Origin of the sequence: Pseudomonas parakoreensis (assembly GCF_021602155.1) — a bacterium.
GTDB classification, from domain to species: Bacteria; Pseudomonadota; Gammaproteobacteria; order Pseudomonadales; family Pseudomonadaceae; genus Aquipseudomonas; species Aquipseudomonas parakoreensis.
Genome location: NZ_BQHY01000011.1, coordinates 107,690 through 125,849 on the forward strand (window position 1 = coordinate 107,690; position 18,160 = coordinate 125,849).

At 60.0% G+C, this 18,160-nt stretch carries 17 protein-coding genes; 10 read left to right on the forward strand and 7 right to left on the reverse strand.

All coding sequences use genetic code 11. The annotated features are described in order from the left end of the window. Positions 1-21: 21 nt before the first annotated feature. Positions 22-1,365 carry a glucarate dehydratase gene (gudD, locus tag L6D63_RS18640; protein ID WP_131670108.1) on the forward strand — a complete coding sequence of 448 codons (1,344 nt, stop codon included), beginning with the start codon at positions 22-24 and terminating at the stop codon, positions 1,363-1,365. 106 nt (positions 1,366-1,471) lie between these two features. Here the strand turns inward: gudD and L6D63_RS18645 are convergent, their stop codons facing one another. Beyond that, a complete protein-coding gene (locus tag L6D63_RS18645) occupies positions 1,472-2,344 on the reverse strand; it encodes a LysR family transcriptional regulator (protein ID WP_131670107.1) in 873 nt (290 codons plus the stop codon). A gap of 160 nt (positions 2,345-2,504) precedes the next feature. Between L6D63_RS18645 and ampC the strand changes: the two genes are divergently transcribed. After that, positions 2,505-3,671, forward strand: a complete 1,167-nt coding sequence (gene ampC, locus L6D63_RS18650) for a class C beta-lactamase (RefSeq protein WP_131670106.1) — start codon at positions 2,505-2,507, stop codon at positions 3,669-3,671. A gap of 137 nt (positions 3,672-3,808) precedes the next feature. On the opposite strand, the gene L6D63_RS18655 is transcribed toward ampC, so the two are convergent. Then, complete coding sequence (locus tag L6D63_RS18655; RefSeq protein WP_131670105.1) at positions 3,809-4,381, reverse strand: DUF4174 domain-containing protein; 573 nt, start codon at positions 4,379-4,381, stop codon at positions 3,809-3,811. 209 nt (positions 4,382-4,590) lie between these two features. On the opposite strand from L6D63_RS18655, the gene L6D63_RS18660 reads away from it, so the two are divergent. Then, positions 4,591-5,064, forward strand: a complete 474-nt coding sequence (locus tag L6D63_RS18660; RefSeq protein ID WP_131670104.1) for a GNAT family N-acetyltransferase — start codon at positions 4,591-4,593, stop codon at positions 5,062-5,064. A gap of 80 nt (positions 5,065-5,144) precedes the next feature. Here the strand turns inward: L6D63_RS18660 and L6D63_RS18665 are convergent, their stop codons facing one another. The 3 genes from L6D63_RS18665 to L6D63_RS18675 form a co-directional block, all read right to left on the reverse strand. Continuing rightward, entirely contained in the window at positions 5,145-5,930 is a 786-nt protein-coding gene (locus L6D63_RS18665; protein WP_047291532.1) for a sulfite exporter TauE/SafE family protein, read from the reverse strand. A gap of 208 nt (positions 5,931-6,138) precedes the next feature. After that, positions 6,139-7,353 carry an MFS transporter gene (locus L6D63_RS18670; protein ID WP_047291530.1) on the reverse strand — a complete coding sequence of 405 codons (1,215 nt, stop codon included), beginning with the start codon at positions 7,351-7,353 and terminating at the stop codon, positions 6,139-6,141. A 156-nt stretch (positions 7,354-7,509) separates the two neighbouring features. Further along, the gene (locus tag L6D63_RS18675; protein WP_047291528.1) at positions 7,510-8,259 is read right to left on the reverse strand and encodes a hypothetical protein; all 750 of its coding nucleotides are present in this window, start codon (positions 8,257-8,259) and stop codon (positions 7,510-7,512) included. A gap of 358 nt (positions 8,260-8,617) precedes the next feature. Between L6D63_RS18675 and L6D63_RS18680 the strand changes: the two genes are divergently transcribed. From L6D63_RS18680 to L6D63_RS18690, 3 genes are all read left to right on the forward strand, one after another. Beyond that, positions 8,618-9,766: an aldose epimerase family protein gene (locus tag L6D63_RS18680; RefSeq protein ID WP_131670103.1), complete on the forward strand. Its 1,149-nt coding sequence runs from the start codon at positions 8,618-8,620 to the stop codon at positions 9,764-9,766. 190 nt (positions 9,767-9,956) lie between these two features. Then, positions 9,957-10,778: an aldo/keto reductase gene (locus tag L6D63_RS18685; RefSeq protein WP_131670102.1), complete on the forward strand. Its 822-nt coding sequence runs from the start codon at positions 9,957-9,959 to the stop codon at positions 10,776-10,778. A 28-nt stretch (positions 10,779-10,806) separates the two neighbouring features. Beyond that, positions 10,807-11,277, forward strand: a complete 471-nt coding sequence (locus tag L6D63_RS18690; RefSeq protein WP_095667002.1) for a DUF1810 domain-containing protein — start codon at positions 10,807-10,809, stop codon at positions 11,275-11,277. Here L6D63_RS18690 and L6D63_RS18695 read toward each other — a convergent pair. Next, the gene (locus tag L6D63_RS18695; RefSeq protein WP_236170368.1) at positions 11,242-13,602 is read right to left on the reverse strand and encodes a DNA polymerase II; all 2,361 of its coding nucleotides are present in this window, start codon (positions 13,600-13,602) and stop codon (positions 11,242-11,244) included. The genes L6D63_RS18690 and L6D63_RS18695 overlap by 36 nt on opposite strands. 342 nt (positions 13,603-13,944) lie before the next feature. Here L6D63_RS18695 and L6D63_RS18700 point away from each other — a divergent pair, with 342 nt between their 5' ends. Beyond that, positions 13,945-14,385 (forward strand): CBS domain-containing protein, encoded by a 441-nt coding sequence (locus tag L6D63_RS18700; protein WP_027613875.1) that lies wholly within the window; start codon positions 13,945-13,947, stop codon positions 14,383-14,385. A 92-nt stretch (positions 14,386-14,477) separates the two neighbouring features. Here the strand turns inward: L6D63_RS18700 and L6D63_RS18705 are convergent, their stop codons facing one another. Next, a complete protein-coding gene (locus tag L6D63_RS18705) occupies positions 14,478-15,101 on the reverse strand; it encodes a glutathione S-transferase N-terminal domain-containing protein (protein WP_047291518.1) in 624 nt (207 codons plus the stop codon). A 1,082-nt stretch (positions 15,102-16,183) separates the two neighbouring features. Here L6D63_RS18705 and L6D63_RS18710 point away from each other — a divergent pair. Genes L6D63_RS18710 through L6D63_RS18720 form a run of 3 tightly spaced genes read left to right on the forward strand, consistent with a single transcriptional unit; the run spans position 16,184 to position 18,157 of the window. Continuing rightward, entirely contained in the window at positions 16,184-17,002 is an 819-nt protein-coding gene (locus L6D63_RS18710) for an energy transducer TonB (protein WP_131670100.1), read from the forward strand. Positions 17,003-17,048: 46 nt separating this feature from the next. Continuing rightward, a complete protein-coding gene (locus tag L6D63_RS18715; protein ID WP_007966644.1) occupies positions 17,049-17,756 on the forward strand; it encodes a MotA/TolQ/ExbB proton channel family protein in 708 nt (235 codons plus the stop codon). Then, complete coding sequence (locus tag L6D63_RS18720; protein ID WP_003223575.1) at positions 17,756-18,157, forward strand: ExbD/TolR family protein; 402 nt, start codon at positions 17,756-17,758, stop codon at positions 18,155-18,157. Before L6D63_RS18715 ends, L6D63_RS18720 begins: the two co-directional genes overlap by 1 nt. Positions 18,158-18,160: the final 3 nt, after the last annotated feature.

Sequence of the window (18,160 nt, forward strand, 5' to 3'; positions counted from 1 at the left end):
TGTCTGATTAGGATCAAAACCATGACTGCACACGACACCGCCAAAGCGCCGATCATCACCGCCATGCAAGTGATTCCAGTGGCCGGCCACGATGGCATGTTGCTCAACTTGAGTGGCGCCCACGGGCCGTTTTTTACCCGCAACATCGTTATTCTCAAGGACAACGCCGGGCACACCGGCGTCGGTGAAGTGCCCGGTGGCGAGCGCATCCGCCAGACGCTGGAGGATGCTCGCAGCCTGGTGCTCGGCAACCCGATCGGCAACTATCAGAAAATCCTCAATCAGGTGCGCCAGACCTTCGCCGAGCGTGACGCCGGCGGCCGTGGCCTGCAGACGTTCGACCTGCGCATCACCATTCACGCAGTGACCGGACTCGAAGCCGCCCTGCTCGACTTGCTCGGCCAGCACCTCGAAGTGCCGGTCGCGGCGCTGCTCGGCGAAGGCCAGCAGCGCGACCAAGTGAAGATGCTCGGCTATCTGTTTTACGTCGGTGACCAGCGCGAAACCAGCCTCGCCTACCGCAGCGAACCGGACGCCGATAACGACTGGTTCCGCGTCCGTCACGAGAAGGCCATGAGCGCCGAAGCGGTGGTGCGTCTGGCCGAAGCGGCCCACGCAAAATACGGTTTCCAGGATTTCAAACTCAAGGGCGGCGTGCTCAGCGGTGATGCGGAAATCGAAGCCGTGACGGCACTGGCCGAACGCTTTCCCGAGGCGCGTATCACCCTCGATCCGAACGGTGCGTGGTCACTGAAGGAAGCGATCCGCTTGTGCCGCGATCAGCATCACGTGCTGGCTTATGCCGAAGACCCTTGCGGTGCGGAAAACGGTTACTCCGGGCGTGAAGTCATGGCCGAATTTCGCCGCGCCACCGGATTGAAGACGGCGACCAACATGATCGCCACCGACTGGCGTGAAATGGGCCACGCCATTCAGTTGCAGTCGGTGGACATCCCATTGGCCGACCCGCACTTCTGGACCATGCAAGGCTCGGTGCGTGTCGCGCAACTGTGCCACGAGTGGGGCCTGACCTGGGGCTCGCACTCCAACAACCACTTCGATATCTCTTTGGCGATGTTCACCCATGTCGCGGCCGCAGCACCGGGTGACATCACCGCCATCGACACGCACTGGATCTGGCAGGACGGCCAGCGCCTGACCCAGGCGCCGCTGCAAATTGTCGACGGTTGCGTGCAAGTGCCGCAGAAACCGGGGCTGGGCGTGGAGCTGGACATGGACCAAGTGGCCAAGGCTCATGAGCTGTATAAAGGCATGGGCCTCGGTGCGCGAGATGACAGCGTGGCGATGCAGTTTTTGATTCCGGGGTGGACGTTCGATAACAAGCGGCCGTGCCTGGTGCGTTGACATTTGCCCTGTAGGAGCTGCCGCAGGCTGCGATCTTTTGGTCTTGATCTTCAAAAATCAAAGTCAAGCGATCGCAGCCTGCGGCAGCTCCTGCAAAGGATTTGTGTCAGGCAGAGATTTGCAGCAACCAGTTTTTGAACGCACTCATCGCCACCGTCTCCGGCCGCGACTGCAAACGCGTCAGCCAATAACTGCCGGTGGTGATTTCAATCGCAAACGGCTGACGAATCACATCCGCCGCCAATTGCCGGGCAAACATCAGCGGCGGTGCCAGCGCTACGCCGCTGCCCTGCAGCGCGGCCTCCATCATCGCCAGCGACGAGTCGAACACGATGCTCTGCGGCGGCGCGGCGTGGGTCGCCAGACCGGCGGCGTGAAACCACTGTGGCCATTCATCGGTGCGATACGAGCGCAGCAAACGCTGCTGCAACAGGTCACCCGGGGATTGCAACTGCCGGGCAATTTCCGGCACGCACAACACCGACAGTGGCGCATCGAGCAAGCGCGTGGCCTCGATGCCATGCCAAGCCCCGGCACCGAAACGAATCGCGTAATCCAGGCCTTCGGCGGCGACATCGACCCGGTTGTTGTGAGTCGACAGTCGCAAATCTATGAGCGGATGTTTCGCCTGGAAGTCTGCCAGCCGTGGCAGCAGCCAACCGACCGCAAAGGTTCCCACGGCACCCACGGTCAACATTTCCCGATACTGACCGCCCGCCAGCCGCTCGAGCATTTGCGCGATGTGATCGAACGACGTGGTCAGAACGGGCAACAGGGTCTCGCCTTCACTGGTCAGCATCAGCCCACGGGGCAGGCGTTTGAACAGGGTGACGCTGAGTTGCGCTTCGAGGCTTTTGACCTGATGGCTCACCGCCGCCTGGGTCACGCATAACTCCACCGCGGCGCGGGTGAAGCTCAAATGACGCGCAGAAGCTTCGAAAGCGCGCAGTGCATTGAGCGGCAATTGAGGTCGAATCATGCCCAGTCCCGAATTTTTCTAATGGCTCGTCCGAGTTTTCATCGTTTGTCGATCGCCGCCGGACTGCCTAAATTGACGGCACTGATCAGTCGCCCAACAAGAAAATCGCCCGCAGTGTAGCGGGATATCACCCTCAACACTCATGGAGAGTGGGTCACACATGTCGTTCATCAATCCGAGCAAAGTCAACATCTGCAGCGCATTTGGCGTGATTTTCGCTGCTACCACGTGCATGGCCGCCACACCCAGCGACGAGCAATTGCAAGCCTTGGTAAATAAAGCCGTCACCCCGGTGATGCAGCAACAACAGGTTCCGGGCCTGGCCGTGGCTGTCACCGTCCACGGCCAACCGCATTACTTTAATTACGGCGTCGCCGCCAAGGATACCGGGCAGAAAGTCAGCGAAAACACCCTGTTCGAAATCGGCTCGGTGAGTAAAACCTTTGCCGCGACCCTGGCGGGCTACGCGCAGGCGACCGGCAAACTGGACCTGTCGACCAAAGCCAGCCAGCTCTGGCCGGAACTGAAAGGCAGCGCTTTCGACAACATCAGCGTACTGCAACTGGGCACCTACAGCGCTGGTGGCCTGCCGCTGCAATTCCCTGACCAGTGGGATTCGGCGGACAAGATGCTCGACTATTACCAACAGTGGAAACCGAGCTTCCCGGCCGGTAGCCAGCGTCTTTACTCCAACCCGAGCCTGGGCCTGTTCGGCTATCTGGCCGCCAAGACTCTTGGCCAGCCCTATGATCAGGCAATGAGTGAAACCCTGCTGCCGAAACTCGGCCTGCAACACACCTACCTGCAAGTGCCGAAAGCGCAAATGAACCTGTACGCGCAGGGCTACGACAAGAACAACCAACCGGTGCGCGTCACCCCGGGCGCGATGGATGCGCAAGCCTATGGCGTGAAAACCAGCGCCGCCGACATGCTGCGTTACGTTCAGGCCAACCTGAAACCGACAAGCCTGGAAGCCCCACTGCAACAAGCCATCGCCAACACCCACACCGGTTACTACACCGTCGGCGACATGACCCAAGGCCTGGGTTGGGAAATGTACCGTTACCCGATCAGCCTCGACCGCTTGCTGGCCGGTAACAGTACAGAAATGGCCATGCAGCCGCACAAGGTGAAGTGGCTCAACCCGCCGCAACCGCAGGCGGATAATGTGCTGCTGAACAAAACCGGGTCTACGGGTGGCTTTGGCAGTTACGTGGCGTTTGTGCCGTCGAAGGATGTCGGCGTGGTGATTCTGGCGAACAAGAACTTTCCGATTCCGGAGCGGGTGAAGATTGCTCACACGATCCTCAGCGTTTTGACCAACTGAAAATCAAATGATCGCCGCCTGCGGCAGCTCCTGCACCGGCCCCATGCAGGAACTGCCGCAGGCTGCGATCTTATTGGCGGGCAATAAAAATGGGCGACCTGTAGAGGTCGCCCATTTTTTTGATTCAGACCATGCCGTCAATCATCCGGCATTTCCGGTGGTTTGCTTGGTTTCGCCGGTTTGCTCGCCTTGGCGCCCTTCTCGCCTTTCTTGGCTGCCGGTTCGGCGGCGGTGGCCTTGGTTTCAGCGACCGTCGGTGCGCTGATTTCCTTTTCGCTGGCCGGCAGTGCATCGACGGTCTCGAAGATTTTCTTCAGGTCCACCGACTTCGCTTCATCGCCCGAGGCCGAGAGTTTGGTCTCGCCGTCCTTGCCCAGCAGGAACACTTTCGGGTACGCCCCGGCGCCCAGCTTCAGCGAGCGCAACAGGGCCATGGTGTCCTGCTGGCCGAGATCCTTGCCGTCGAGCTGACCGGCCATATTGAGGATGGTGTAGACCTTGATGTTGCGGTCGGTCACACCTTTCTTGTTCGCCGGATCTTCCAGCGACTTTTTCAACCCTACCCACACGGGGTCGACGGTGCTTTGTGCGATCACGATCAACGGTCGGGCCCGTCCCATATCCCCGGCTATGGGCGAATCGTTGTCAGCGGCGAACAAGGGGCCGGCAATCGCCAGCAAGAGTGTCAGGGTCAGTGACCTGATGAGCATGCGCATCTCCTTTTGATATCCACGCTCTAATGATTGCGCATCGCGGCGATTGTTCCGGACCTGTGCCCGGCAAATATGTTTCGCCTTGTCAGAAGCTTAGGTCAGCCGCGTCATTGCGCAACCGCATCGGCGTAATCGTGACGCGGATTTGATTACCTTTTATGAGCGCATTAGGCTGGCTGTTCCGCCCATGAAAAGGAGTTCAGCCCATGCACATCGACTACCTGTGCGATCACCCGCATTTGATTGAGGAACTGGCCGAACTCAATTTCAAGGAATGGGGCGAATTCCGCGACGGCGATACCCTTGAGGCTCGTACCGAACGGATGCGCGCCGCCTGCGGCAAGGGTGCGGTTCCCAGCGTGGTGGTGGCCATTGAAGACGGCCGATTGCTCGGTGGCGCGCTGCTGATCGACAGCGACATGAAGATCCGCCCGCAACTGACGCCGTGGCTGGCGGGGGTTTATGTGAAGGCCGAGGAGCGTGGACGCGGGATTGCTTCGCAACTGGTCAACAGGATCGTCGCCGAGGCGGCGACGCTGGGAGTGACTGAGTTGTATCTGTACACCGACGCTGCGCAATCGCTGTATGCGGGGTTGGATTGGGAGGTGGTCGAGGATCTGGTCTACGAGGATTTGCCGGTGACCGTCATGAAATTCAACATCCTTCATACCCCAGTGTAGGAGCTGCCGCAGGCTGCGATCTTTTGATCTTGATCGTAAAAACGAAGATCAAAAGATCGCAGCCTTCGGCAGCTCCTACATCAGAACGCCAGTTTATAGCCGATCAACAGCAACATGGTCGCCAGACACGGGCGCAGCAATTCATCGGAAATGCGCCCAGTCAGGTGGCTGCCCAGCCAGATGCCCGGCAGCGAACCCATCAGCAGGAAACCCAGCACGCCCCAATCCATGTTGCCCATGCTCGCGTGGCCAAGACCCGCAACCAGGGTCAGCGGTACGGCATGGGCAATTTCGGTGCCGACCAGACGGCGGGTTGGCAGCAGCGGATAAAGAATGAACAACGCGACCGTGCCGAGGGCGCCGGCGCCGATCGAGGTCAGGGCGACCATGGTGCCGAGGATCAGACCGGTGACCACGGTCATTACGTTCAGGCGCGCGCCGCTCGGGTTGTAGTTGCCGCCCGCGCGGTTATGGGCGAATTCGAGCAGGCGCTTCTTGAACAGAATCGCCAGCGCGGTGGCGAACAACACCCAGCCCAAGGCTTGCTTGATGATCGCGTTCATCGCCTCGGGCGCGGTGTGCAGACTGCTGAGAAACCACAAGGTCAGGGCGACTGCCGGCACGCTGCCAAGGGTCAGCCAACCGGTGATCGCCCAATCGATGTTGTTGTTCTTCTTGTGAACCAGTACGCCACTGGATTTGGTGATGGCCGCGTACAATAGGTCAGTGCCCACCGCGGTTGCCGGGTTGATACCGAACCACAGCAGGATCGGCGTCATCAACGAACCGCCGCCGACACCGGTCATGCCGACAATAAAACCCACCACCAGCCCGGCGATGACCAGGCCGAAATTTGCCAATTCCATTAAGACGTCCAGAAAAACGACAGGAAAAATCTGGCCCGCAGCATAGCGATTTTTCATATAACCACATATATCGATGCGGTCTATCGTTATGCCCGATTCCTACATCTAACACTGTAGGAGCTGCCGGAGGCTTCGATCTTTTGATCTTGATTAAAAGACAAAATCAAAAGATCGCAGCCTCCGGCAGCTCCTACACTGGAGGTGTGGTTCAGTGCACGCGCCGGCCCGGCTTGAAACTGTGATGCCGGTTGATCCACACCGTTGCCAGCGCAATCAGCGACAGGATCAACAGCGCCCACGGAAACGACATTGCCCCCGCCTGATCCAGCAGCAACCCGCCAAACAGGCCGCCGCCGGCAATTGCCACGTTCCAGGACGTGGTGAGCATCGCCTGCACCACGTCCACATGCTCGCCAGCCGAATCCGCCGCAGCCGTCAGCAGCAACGTTGCCGAGCCGCCAAATGACAGGCCCCACACGGCCGTGCAGGTGTAGATCAGCCACGGCGACGCAGACATCAGCGCCAGCACCAGTGCAGTCACGGCAAATGCCGCGAGGCTGATCAGGGTCAGCCAGCGCAGCCAGCGATCCACCAGCAAACCGATAATCCAGATCCCGACCAGCGAACACAGGCCGAACACCAGCAGCACCAGATCGACGCGCTCGGCCAATCCGGCTTGCATCAGGAAAGGCGCAATGTAGGTGTAGAGAATGTTGTGCCCGAGCATCCAGGTCAGCACCACGAACAGCACCGGCCGCACGCCCGGCAGGCGCAATGACTGCAGCAACGGCAGGCGCTCGGCGCTGGCCTGGCCCGGACGATCAGGCACCGCCAGCACAATCCACGCCGCCAGCACCAATGCCAGCGCCGACATGATCCCGAACGACGCACGCCAGCCGATCAGGTTACCCAGCCACGTCCCCGCCGGGGTACCCAGCGACAGCGCCACCGGGGTACCCAGCATCGCGATTGCCAGCGCCCGCCCCTGCTGGTGCACCGGCACGATCCCGCGGGCGTACCCGGCCATGATGCCCCACGACAGTCCTGCGGCCATCCCGGCGAGAAAGCGCGACGCGAGGGTCAGGCCGTAATGGCTGGAGAACGTGGTCACAGTGTTGAACAGCAGGAAACCACCGACCGTCATCAGCAGCACCCGGCGCCGTGGCCAGCCCCGGGTGGCCACGGTCAACGGAATCGCCGCGACAATCGAACCCAGCGCATACAGCGTCACCAGTTGCCCGGCGAGCACTTCACTGACTCCGAGCCCGGCGCCGATCTGCGGCAGCAGCCCGGCCGGCAGAGTTTCGGTGAGGATGGCGATGAAGCCGGTCATGGCGAACGCCAGTAACGCGGCGTACGGCAGTTTTTCTGTACGGGCGACGCGGTCGATGCGGTTGAAGTCGGTGCTTGCGGAGTCGGTCATGACAGGTGCAGCTCCCTTTTGAGCTAATTTTTATTTGAAACTGTATACAACTTACACCACCAACCCCTGTAGGAGCTGCCGCAGGCTGGAATCTTTTGACTTGGTTTTTTAAGATCCAGGTCAAAAGATCGCAGCCTGCGGCAGCTCCTACAGGGTTCACTGCACCGGGAGGAAATTCAGGAACAGCAGGCTCTGCGCGTAATTCAGGCCAATACGCCGGTAACGCTCATCGAGCATCTGCGTCAGCAAGTCGAGTCGCGCGACGATCTTGCCGAATTCGGTGGCGAAGCTCAGGTTGCTGCCCTCCTCCGAGATTTCATTGGAGAACAGCAGCGGCTGGCCTTCCTTGTTCTGGCGCTGGGCCAGGATCCACGTGGCTTTCTCGATGTTACGCGCGGCGTTGTGGACGAAGGTCGGGTTGATTGCGTCGGTCATGTAGAACTCGACACGGTTGCCATGAGCGGTGACCAGCATGCTGCCGATGGCATAGATGAAGGCGCCGACCCGATCCCCGAGAAACTCCGGACTCATCGCATAGCTGAGCGCCGCCAGATCCTTGCGCCCGCCCAAAACCGGCAACGGTTGCTGCTGCTCGACCGCCAGGCGCACCTGTTTCACCGCGGTGTTGATGTCGAGGAACCCAGACTTGCGCAGTTCTTCCGGGTTGCGCAAATACAGCTTGCCCATCAACCGATAAAGACTGTTGAGGTTGTCGCGCATCGCCAATGTGGCCATGCGGTCGACGCTGGTCTGCAGGAATTCCTGCGGTTGACCGTCACGCATCTGAGCGATGAAACCGTTGCCGGTCTGGTGCGTGCAACCGCTGACAAACAGCGATGACAGACAGGCCAGCAGCAGACACGGGCGGCGAACAAATCGGATGATCGGGTGAAAAGCTCTCGGCATGAATTCTCGAACGGGCACATTCCTGCGCGGCGGGCGTCGCCGCATCCTGGCCATGGATAGAGCCGGCAATTGCAAAAAAGTGCAGTGGCGGATCTGCCCGGTTGATCGGCGGCGAATGAGCGCCAAGCCAATTAGTCAGTCTTTATTGTTGAAATATACGATCAATCAGCTATAAATCTCCTTAAACAACCAAAATAGATTGACTAGTTACCTGTAGGAGCTGCCGAAGGCTGCGATCTTTTGACCTTCGTTTTTAGAATCAAGATCAAAAGATCGTCCGAACGCGGCCCGAGCCTGCGGCAGCTCCTACAGGGGAATTGTGGTGTTTTCAAAACAACAACAAAAAGGAAGGTCAACCATGCTTCAATCCCGTCACCTGCTTTCCGGCCTCGGACTGTCCCTGATGATCGCCACCCTCTCCGCCAACGCAGCCGGCCTGAGCGCCGAACACAAAGCCTTTGGCAAAACCAATGACGGCACGCCCGTCGAGCAATACATCCTGCGCAACAGCCACGGCATGCAGGCGACCGTCATCACCTACGGCGCCACCTTGCAATCGCTGCTAGTACCGGACAAACACGGCAAAGCCGCTGACGTGGTGCTCGGTTTCGACGATGTCCAGGGTTACCAGAAAGGCACGGCGTATTTCGGCGCGACCATCGGCCGCTTCGGCAATCGCCTGGCCGAGGGTGCATTCGCACTCGACGGCAAGCGCTATCAAGTGCCGCAGAACGACAAGTCCAACGCCTTGCATGGCGGCACCCAGGGTTTCGACAAGAAAGTCTGGAAAGCGCAGGAAACCAAGGACAAGGATTCAGTCGGCGTGACCCTCACCTATCTGTCGGCGGACGGTGAAATGGGCTTCCCCGGCAATCTCACCACCGAAGTGACCTACCGCCTGACCGACAACAACGAGTTGCGCATCGACTACAAGGCCAGCACCGATAAACCGACGGTGCTCAACCTGACCAACCACAGCTACTTCAACCTCGCCGGTGCCGGCAATGGCGACATCCTCAAGCAGGTGGCCACCTTGCACGCCAGCCATTACACCCCGGTCACCGGCAAACTGATCCCGACCGGCGAACTGGCGTCCGTGGCCGGCACGCCGATGGACTTCACCCGGCCCACTGCCATCGGCACGCACATCAAGGCTGATCACCCGCAGCTGAAATTCGCCGAACCGAAACAGGGCGGCTTTGATTTCAACTGGGTGCTGGACACAAAAGGTGATGTGAGCAAAGTTGCCGCCGAGGTCAGTGATCCGCAATCCGGACGGCATCTGCAGCTGTTCACCAGCGAGCCAGGCGTGCAGTTCTACACCAGCAACTTCCTCGACGGCACGGTCAAAGGCAAGGGCGGCAAGGTCTATCCGCACTGGGGCGCGTTTACCCTGGAAACGCAGCACTATCCGGATGCGCCGAATCAGCCGGACTTCCCGAGCACGCGGCTGGATCCGGGGCAGACTTATAGCCATAGCGTGGTGTTGAAGTTCTCCGCGAAATAACACCGGCCTTGTGGTGAGGGGATTTATCCCCGATGGGTTGCGCAGCAACCCTGCTTCTTGGGGGCGCTGCGCGCCCATCGGGGATAAATCCCCTCGCCACAACCCCGATCCACTCCTTTCTGGAGGCCATTGGAACCCCTGCGCTATCCTGCTGCCCACTAAGGTATGACCATCAGCACAGGAGGTTTGAATGCGTACCCTTGAACTGGCAGGCGTGCAGGTTCCAGTGATCGGCCAAGGCACCTGGCGCATGGGCGAAGACCGCTCGGCGCACTCGCGTGAAGTGTCCGCGCTGCGCCAAGGCATCGAACTGGGCATGACCCTCATCGATACCGCAGAAATGTACGCCGAAGGCGGTGCCGAAACTGTCGTCGGCGAAGCCATCGCGGGCCTGCGCGATCAGGTGTTTCTGGTGAGCAAGGTCTATCCGCACAACGCCAGCCGCAAAGGTATCCCGCAAGCCTGCGAACGCAGTCTGCGCCGGCTCGGCACCGATTACATCGAACTCTATCTGCTGCATTGGCGCGGCCAGTATCCGCTGGAGGAAACCGTCGAAGCCTTCGAACGCCTGCGCGAGGACGGCAAGATTGGCCGTTGGGGCGTGTCGAATTTTGATGTCGATGATCTCGAAGAACTGTCTTCCCCGGCCTGTGCGACCAATCAGGTGCTGTACAACCTGGAAGAGCGCGGCGTCGAATTCGATCTGCTGCCATGGTGCCAGCAGCAACGCATGCCATTGATGGCGTACTGCCCGATCGGTCAGGGCGGTGCGATGCTGGCTGAACCGGTGCTGAACACGATTGCCACTCGTCACAACGTTAGCCCGGCACAGGTTTCACTGGCGTGGATTCTGCGCCAGGATGGTGTGATTGCGATTCCCAAGGCTGTGCGACCGGAACACGTGCAACTCAATGCACAAGCGGCGCAGTTGCAACTGGATGCCGGGGATCTGGCGGCGCTGGATCAGGTATTCAAAGCGCCACAACGCAAGCAACGGCTGGCGATGGTCTGAGTCGCTGGCCGTTGGCGAGGGCTTCGTCATGAGAAGCACTGATCAGTACGATCCGTTCAATCTGCAGCGTTTCGTCCAGGCGCAGGACCCGGTGTTCGAACGGGTTCAGCGCGAACTCGATGAAGGGCGCAAACGCAGTCACTGGATGTGGTTTGTGTTCCCGCAGTTCGCCGGGCTGGGTGGCAGCGAGATGTCCCGGCGTTACGCCATTCAATCCGCCGAAGAGGCGCAGGCCTATCTGGCCCACGATCTGCTTGGCGCACGGCTGCGCACCTGCACGCAACTGGTGCTGAACATCCGTCAGCGCTCGATAGCCGAAATTTTCGGCCACCCCGACGACCTGAAATTCCACTCCTCGATGACCCTGTTTGCGCAGTTCAGCGCCGACGACTGCCCGTTCGCTCAGGCGCTGGAGCGCTACTTCCATGGCATCCTTGACGAATGGACGTTGCAGCTACTGGACTCAAAACAGGCCCAGTTGCCCCCCGATCAGGGTTGAAAAATCGTCATCGACGAACGGCAGAATCGCATCCGCCACCGGTTGCAGCTGGCGAGTGATGTAGTGGTCGTAGTCGATGGCGGCGCGGCGCACTTCCAGCGGTTCCGGCCCGGCGAGAGTGATGACGTAACTGATCCAGCCGCCATTCTGGTACTGCCGTGGGCGACCCTGCTGCGCGTTGTAATCATCGGCCAGCCGCGCCGCCCGCACGTGCGGCGGCACGTTGCGTTCGTAGTCGTCGAGGGTGCGGCGCAGGCGCTTGCGGTAGACCAGTCGTTCATCGAACTCGCCAGCCAGAGTCTTGCGCACGTAATCACGCACGTAATCCTGATACGGCCTGCGCTGGAAGATCCGTTCGTAGAGCTCCTGCTGAAATTGCCGGGCCAGCAGCGACCAGTCGGTGCGCACGGTTTCCAGGCCTTTGTAGACCATTTCTTCACTGCCGTCGGCGCGGGTCACCAGTCCGGCGTAGCGCTTCTTGCTGCCCTCCTCGGCGCCGCGAATGGTCGGCATCAGAAAGCGTTTGTAGTGAGTTTCGTATTGCAATTCGAGGGCGCTTTGCAGACCGTATGCTTCCCGCACGTGCTCGCGCCACCAGTCGTTGACGTGCTTGACCAGCGCTTGGCCGATCTGCGCCGCCTCCTCCTGACCGTGCGGCCGGCGCAGCCAGACGAAGGTCGAATCGGTGTCGCCGTAGATCACCGCATGGCCCTGCGCTTCGATGAGCTGGCGCGTGCGCAGCATGATCTCGTGGCCGCGCAAGGTAATCGACGACGCCAGACGCGTATCGAAAAACCGGCAGCCACTGGAACCGAGCACACCGTAGAACGCGTTCATGATGATCTTCAGCGCCTGCGACAGTGGCGCGTTGTGCTCGCGTTTGGCGGTCTCGCGACCTTCGGCGACCCGCGCGACAATCGACGGCAGGCAATGCCGGGTGCGCGAGAAACGCGCGCCGCGAAAACCCGGAACCGAATCGGCATCGTCCGGGTGCTGCAAACCTTCGATCAGCCCCACCGGGTCGATCAGAAAGGTGCGGATGATCGACGGATACAGGCTCTTGTAATCGAGCACCAGCACCGACTCGTACAGCCCCGGCTGTGAATCCATGACGAAGCCGCCCGGGCTGGCCTGTGGCGGATTGGTGCCCAGGTTCGGCGCTACGAAACCCTGACGGTGCATCAGCGGCATGTACAAATGGGTAAACGCCGCCACCGAGCCGCCGCTGCGGTCCGCCGGCAGGCCAGTGACGCTGGCGCGCTCGAGCAAAAACGTCAGCAGTTCGGTTTTGGCGAAGATCCGCGTGACCAGTTCGCAGTCCTTGAGGTTGTACTTGGCCAGCGCCGGTTTGTCCTCGGCGAACATGCGGTTGATTTCGTCCATGCGCTGGTATGGGTTGTCGATCGCCTTGCCCTCGCCAAGCAAGGTCTGGGCGACGTTTTCCAGGCTGAACGAAGGGAAACTCCAGGTCGCCGAACGCAGCGATTCGATGCCGTCGATGATCAGCCGCCCTGCTGCCGAAGCAAAGAAATGCGTGCGACTGCCGTGTTCGCGCCATTGCATCTCTTCACCGCCACGGCCGATTTTCAGCGGCACGCCGAGGCGCCGCGCGTGTTCGTGGAGGACGCGCAGGTCGAACTGCACGACGTTCCAGCCGATGATCGCGTCGGGGTCGTGGAGGGCGAACCAGTCGTTGAGCTTTTTGAGAAGGACGGTGCGCGAATCGCAGTATTCGAGATCGAAGTCGACAATGCTCGCATCACCGTTCGGTGCGCCGAGCATGTACACCTGACGCTGGCCGCAGCCTTCCAGGGCAATGGAATACAGCTCGCCGGTTTCGGTAGTTTCGATGTCCAGCGATACCAGACGCAGTTGCGGTCGGTAGTTGGGGTCGGGTTTCAGTTGGGCATTGAGCAAGACGCCGCCGTCATCGGCACTGCCACTGAACAGCACCGGCGCGGTGATGAAGCGCTCCATCAGGTAGCGTTCCGGCGGGCGCACGTCGGCTTCAAAGACGTCGACCCCGGCGCGGTTGAGCGCGGTTTCCAGGCGCATCAATTGACCGTGTTGCTGGCAATACAGGCCCAGCACCGGACGATGCTCGAAATCCTGCAGGGCCAGCGGGCGCAGCTCGACATTCTTTTCATCGTGCAGCAGACGTTCGGCTGCTTCGCGTTGTGCAGCGGGGATAAACGCCACTGACGTCTGCGGCGCCAGACGCACACGGCGCGGTCCGGCGTCAGTCGCCAGCCAGAACTCGACTTCGGTGCCGGCCGGGGTGTCGCGCCAATGCCGGGTCAGGACGAAGCCCTGCTGTAAATCCACCACTGCAACCTCAGGAATTGAATCAGAGGGGCATTCTACGCTGCCATTCAGGGGATAACCCCATACCCTGTGGCGAGGGGATTCATCCCCGATGGCCTGCGTAGCGGGCCCAAAACCATCCAGTGATATGTGTCAGAAAAATCCGGCTTCATGAGTTTGGGGCTACTTCGCAGCCCATCGGGGATAAATCCCCTCACCACAAGGTTTCCCTTCGCGCAGGCTCAGGGGTAGGTATTTTCGGCAAATGACGTTTTTTGCGTGCTATCTGTCGCTTTGCCACCTTGCCCTGCGCGCCAGCGTCTACGATGCTTGGAGAACAACGACAACACCTGAGTAACCACCATGAAGACCGTCGCCCAATTGCTCAAGCTCAAAGATCAGAAAAATCAGGAAGTGCACCATATCGATCCCGGTCACATGGTGCTCGAAGCGCTGATGAAAATGGCCGAGAAAAACGTCGGGGCCTTGGTGGTGATGGAAGATGACAAAGTGGTCGGCATCATCAGTGAGCGTGATTACGCGCGCAAACTGGTGCTGCACGGGCGCTCGTCAGTGGGCACACCGGTGCGCGACATCATGGTCAAGGACGTCATCACCGTGGACACCCACCAGACCGTCGACACCTGCCTGGGCATCATGTCCGACAAACGCCTGCGCCACTTGCCGGTGGTGGAGAACGGCAAGCTGATCGGCCTGCTGTCGATCGGCGACCTGGTGAAAGAGGCGATTGCCGAACAGGCCGAGCTGATCAAGCAGCTGGAGCAGTACATTCGCGGGGAATAATCCGCAAGATCAAAAGATCGCAGCCTCCGGCAGCTCCTACAGAGAACAGTGTAGGAGCTGCCAGAGGCTGTGATCTTTTGATCTTTACACTCTTAAACCGGCCAATGCCGGGCGAAGACAGGCGCCAGCACCGGGTGCCGGTCAATGCGCTGCAACCATGCGTAGAACCCGGGGCGGGTCTGGCGCAGGTGCTCGCGACTCCCCGACCAGCGCGTCACCACCGCTGCCAGCACGTCCAGGGCGCCGGGCGTCTCATCGTCCAGGTACAACTCGGCGGAAAACTGATCGGCAAATACTTCCCAACTCCAGTGCAAGCGCTCGCGGGCACCGGCCATCAGATTCTGTCGTGAGGCTTCGTCCGGCATCACCAGCCAGCGCTCGGGGTAATCGATGACGCCGATGGCCGCGTAGCAATTGCTCGCGATGTAGACCATGCCGCGAATCGCCTGATCGCGATCAGCCGCCTTGGCGGGCAACAGACCGGACTCGGGAAAACTCAGGCCCAGATGAATCAGAATCGCCACACTCTCGGTGATCGCACTGCCATCGGGCAACTGCAGGGTCGGCACCTGTTTCAGTGGATTGAGGCGCGCCAGGGCTTCGGCCGCCTCGCTCGAAGCTTCGATATCGATGAAGCGATAGGCGATCTGGCATAACTCCAGCGCTGCTTCGATGGCTGCAGCACCCGAATTGCGATGTCCGTACAGTTGATACATGCCCCCTCCTCGATCTCGACGGATCTGTGTAGCCCTATTTATAGCGGGTGTATCGGCTTTGGCACGTTTTTCCCATGCATTCGCGACTTGCGAATTCAAACCCCGCAAAACTGCGCTGGCGGTGCCCATCCCGCACCAAGAGCAATCATCGAACGCTATCCGCGTTCTTGTAAGGTGCGATACCGGACCAAAAGTTCGCGTATCCGAACTGGCAACAAGGAGGTCACTGCGTGAATCTTCAATCGTTCTGCCGTTTCACGGCCTGTTTATACCCATCCGCGCAATGTCGAGTTCACCTGAACAGCACCGGCCACCCGCGCATTTACGTCATTACCTGAACCTGATAACCGACCACTCTGCTGGCGCTGAATAATGCGCCGACGGCAGCGTGATATTTATTTTTTAAATAAGACCCATGAAGTTGTTGAGCCAGCACTGAGTTAATCAGCGACTGCCAAATTGTCGAACAATAACTTCAATTGATTTTTTAATTGCACCAAAAGCGTTCCTGCACACGCAACTAACGCAGATCCGGAATACTGATTTCATTTAAACAAAAACAAGGAACATGCGCCGTGACCCGCTAAAACACTGACCCGCACCAAATCAGTCCGTCGCGCACCATCAAGCGCCCTGGAGGACCCGAGCTCAGCGGCTCTATCTGGCTAATCCGGCGGATACGGCGCCCGGTCTGACTCGCCTGCAAAAAAGCCCCGGCGTTCGGGGCCGCGGACAGTCATGCACTAAATAAAATGGGGACCGTCTGTAAAATTTATATAAATGCGACATGGGTAACAGCCATGAAATAACCGCGCTACATTTCAGCAATATTTGGCACAGCGGTTGCAAAATGAATCACGACCATTGAAACAATCCATACCGATACAGAACAACACCAGGGAATGGCGAATGAACAAACGAAGTCATTGGCGTTAAGCCAGTAAGCCTGCACAAGCCTATTCAATAGATAGTTCAACTATCGGCTTGCGTACACCCAAAAGAAAGTTACACCCACCCACTCGAACATCAACGAAATGTTCGGACGGCACCTTATTGCCCTTCATCAACCCGAGGGAGCTTTAATGAACGATGCGGTAAAGCACAGAACCCTGCCGGGGCCGTTACGGGACGCGCCAGTCCCGCCACCACCGGGCAGACCGGCCTTCACGGCCAACACTTCGCAGCCCGGCGGGTTGAACAAGCAGCAGATGCTGTTGCTGGTCGCGGTATCGGCACTGATACACGGCGGTGCCTGGTGGTTTTTCCAGCAGACCCGGCCCGAGCCCCTGCCGACGCCGCCGCAGATTCCGGAAATGACCGTCGAGCTGAGCAGCCCGACGCCACCGGCACCGCCCACACCGGAACCACCACCGCCACCGCCGCCCCCTCCGGAGCCGGAACAACCGGTGGAGGACGAAGACGCGGTCAAGCCACCGCCCAAACCGGTGGAGAAACCCAAGCCGATCGAAAAACCGAAACCGCTCGAGAAGCCCAAACCGGTGAAGAAGGTCGAGCCGCCAAAAGCCCCGCCCGCCCCGGCACAACCGGCCGCTCCCGCTGCGCCGGCGACACCGAGCGCGCCACCGGCCCCGGCCGCCGCGCCGGGCCCGGTCAAGGAATCGGCCGCGATTTCCGGCCTTGCCAGCCTTGGCAACCCGCCGCCGGAGTACCCGTCACTGGCGCTGCGGCGCAACTGGGAAGGCAGCGTGGTGCTGCGCATTCAGGTGTTGGCCAACGGACGTGCTGGTTCGGTGACAGTGACCAAGTCCAGCGGCAAGCCACAACTGGATGACGCCGCCGTCGCGGCGGTAAAGAACTGGAAGTTCATTCCGGCCAAACGCGGTGACACGCCGATTGACGGCTTTGCCACCCAGACCATCGATTTCAAATTGCCGCAATAACGGCAAACCCAACTCACAACCGACTTAATGCAAGCGAGGTGTAGCGATGAACAATTCACTGTCTTCGATGATTGTCCCCGGTGTGCTCTGGGGCCTGGTGCTGTTTTCCGTGGTCAGCTGGGCGATCCTGCTGGTCAAGTCGGCGCAATACCTGCGCCAGAAAGCCCAGAACAAACAGTTCAGCAAAGCCTTCTGGGGCGCGCCGGATCTGCTCACCGCGGCCGAGCACGCCAGCCAGTATCCGGGCTCGCTGGCGCGCATCGCCAGCAGCGGTTTCGAAGCCTTGTTGGTGGAAGAATCGCCGCGTACCACGCAACAACTGGCGCACACCATCAACCGTTCCGATCGCCTGGAGCGCAACCTGCGCCAGCAGATTCAGAAGGAACGCCGCTCGCTGGAAAACGGCCAGGCAATCCTCGCCAGTATCGGCAGCACCGCGCCGTTCATTGGCCTGTTCGGTACCGTGTGGGGGATCATGGAAGCCCTGCAAAGCATCGGCGAAACCGGTTCGGCGAGCCTTGAAGCAGTCGCCGGCCCGATCGGTCATGCACTGATCGCCACCGGCGTCGGGATCGCCGTCGCGGTCCCGGCGGTGCTGATTTACAACTTCTTTTTGCGCCGCCTGAAACTGGCCTCGGCAGACATGGATGACTTCGCTCACGACTTCGACGCCCTCGCCTCGCGCAGCGCGTTTTCCATCAGCCGCCAGGCCATCGCCAGCAAAACCACTGCCGCCGTGCGGGAGGCCAGCTGATGTCCTTTTCCACCCAAGACAGCGATGAAGTACTCAGCGAAATGAACGTCACGCCGCTGGTGGACGTGATGCTCGTGCTGCTGGTGGTGTTCATCGTCACCGCACCGCTGATGACCAACGCGATCAAGGTCAACCTGCCGAAAACCGACGCCGTCGCCCCCGCCGAAAAGAAAGACCCGGTGGTGGTCAGCGTCGATCAGGACGGCAAGTTCTACCTGGCGAAAACCGAACTGGCACCGGAATCGCTGGAGGCCAGCCTCAAGGAGGTCAAGGCCAAGGACGCCGAAGTGCGCGTGCAGCTGCAGGCCGACGCCAACGTCAATTACGGCCAGGTGGCCAAGGCCATGGCGTCCATCGAACGCTCGGGCATCAGCAAGATTTCGGTGATGACCACCCACTGAGTG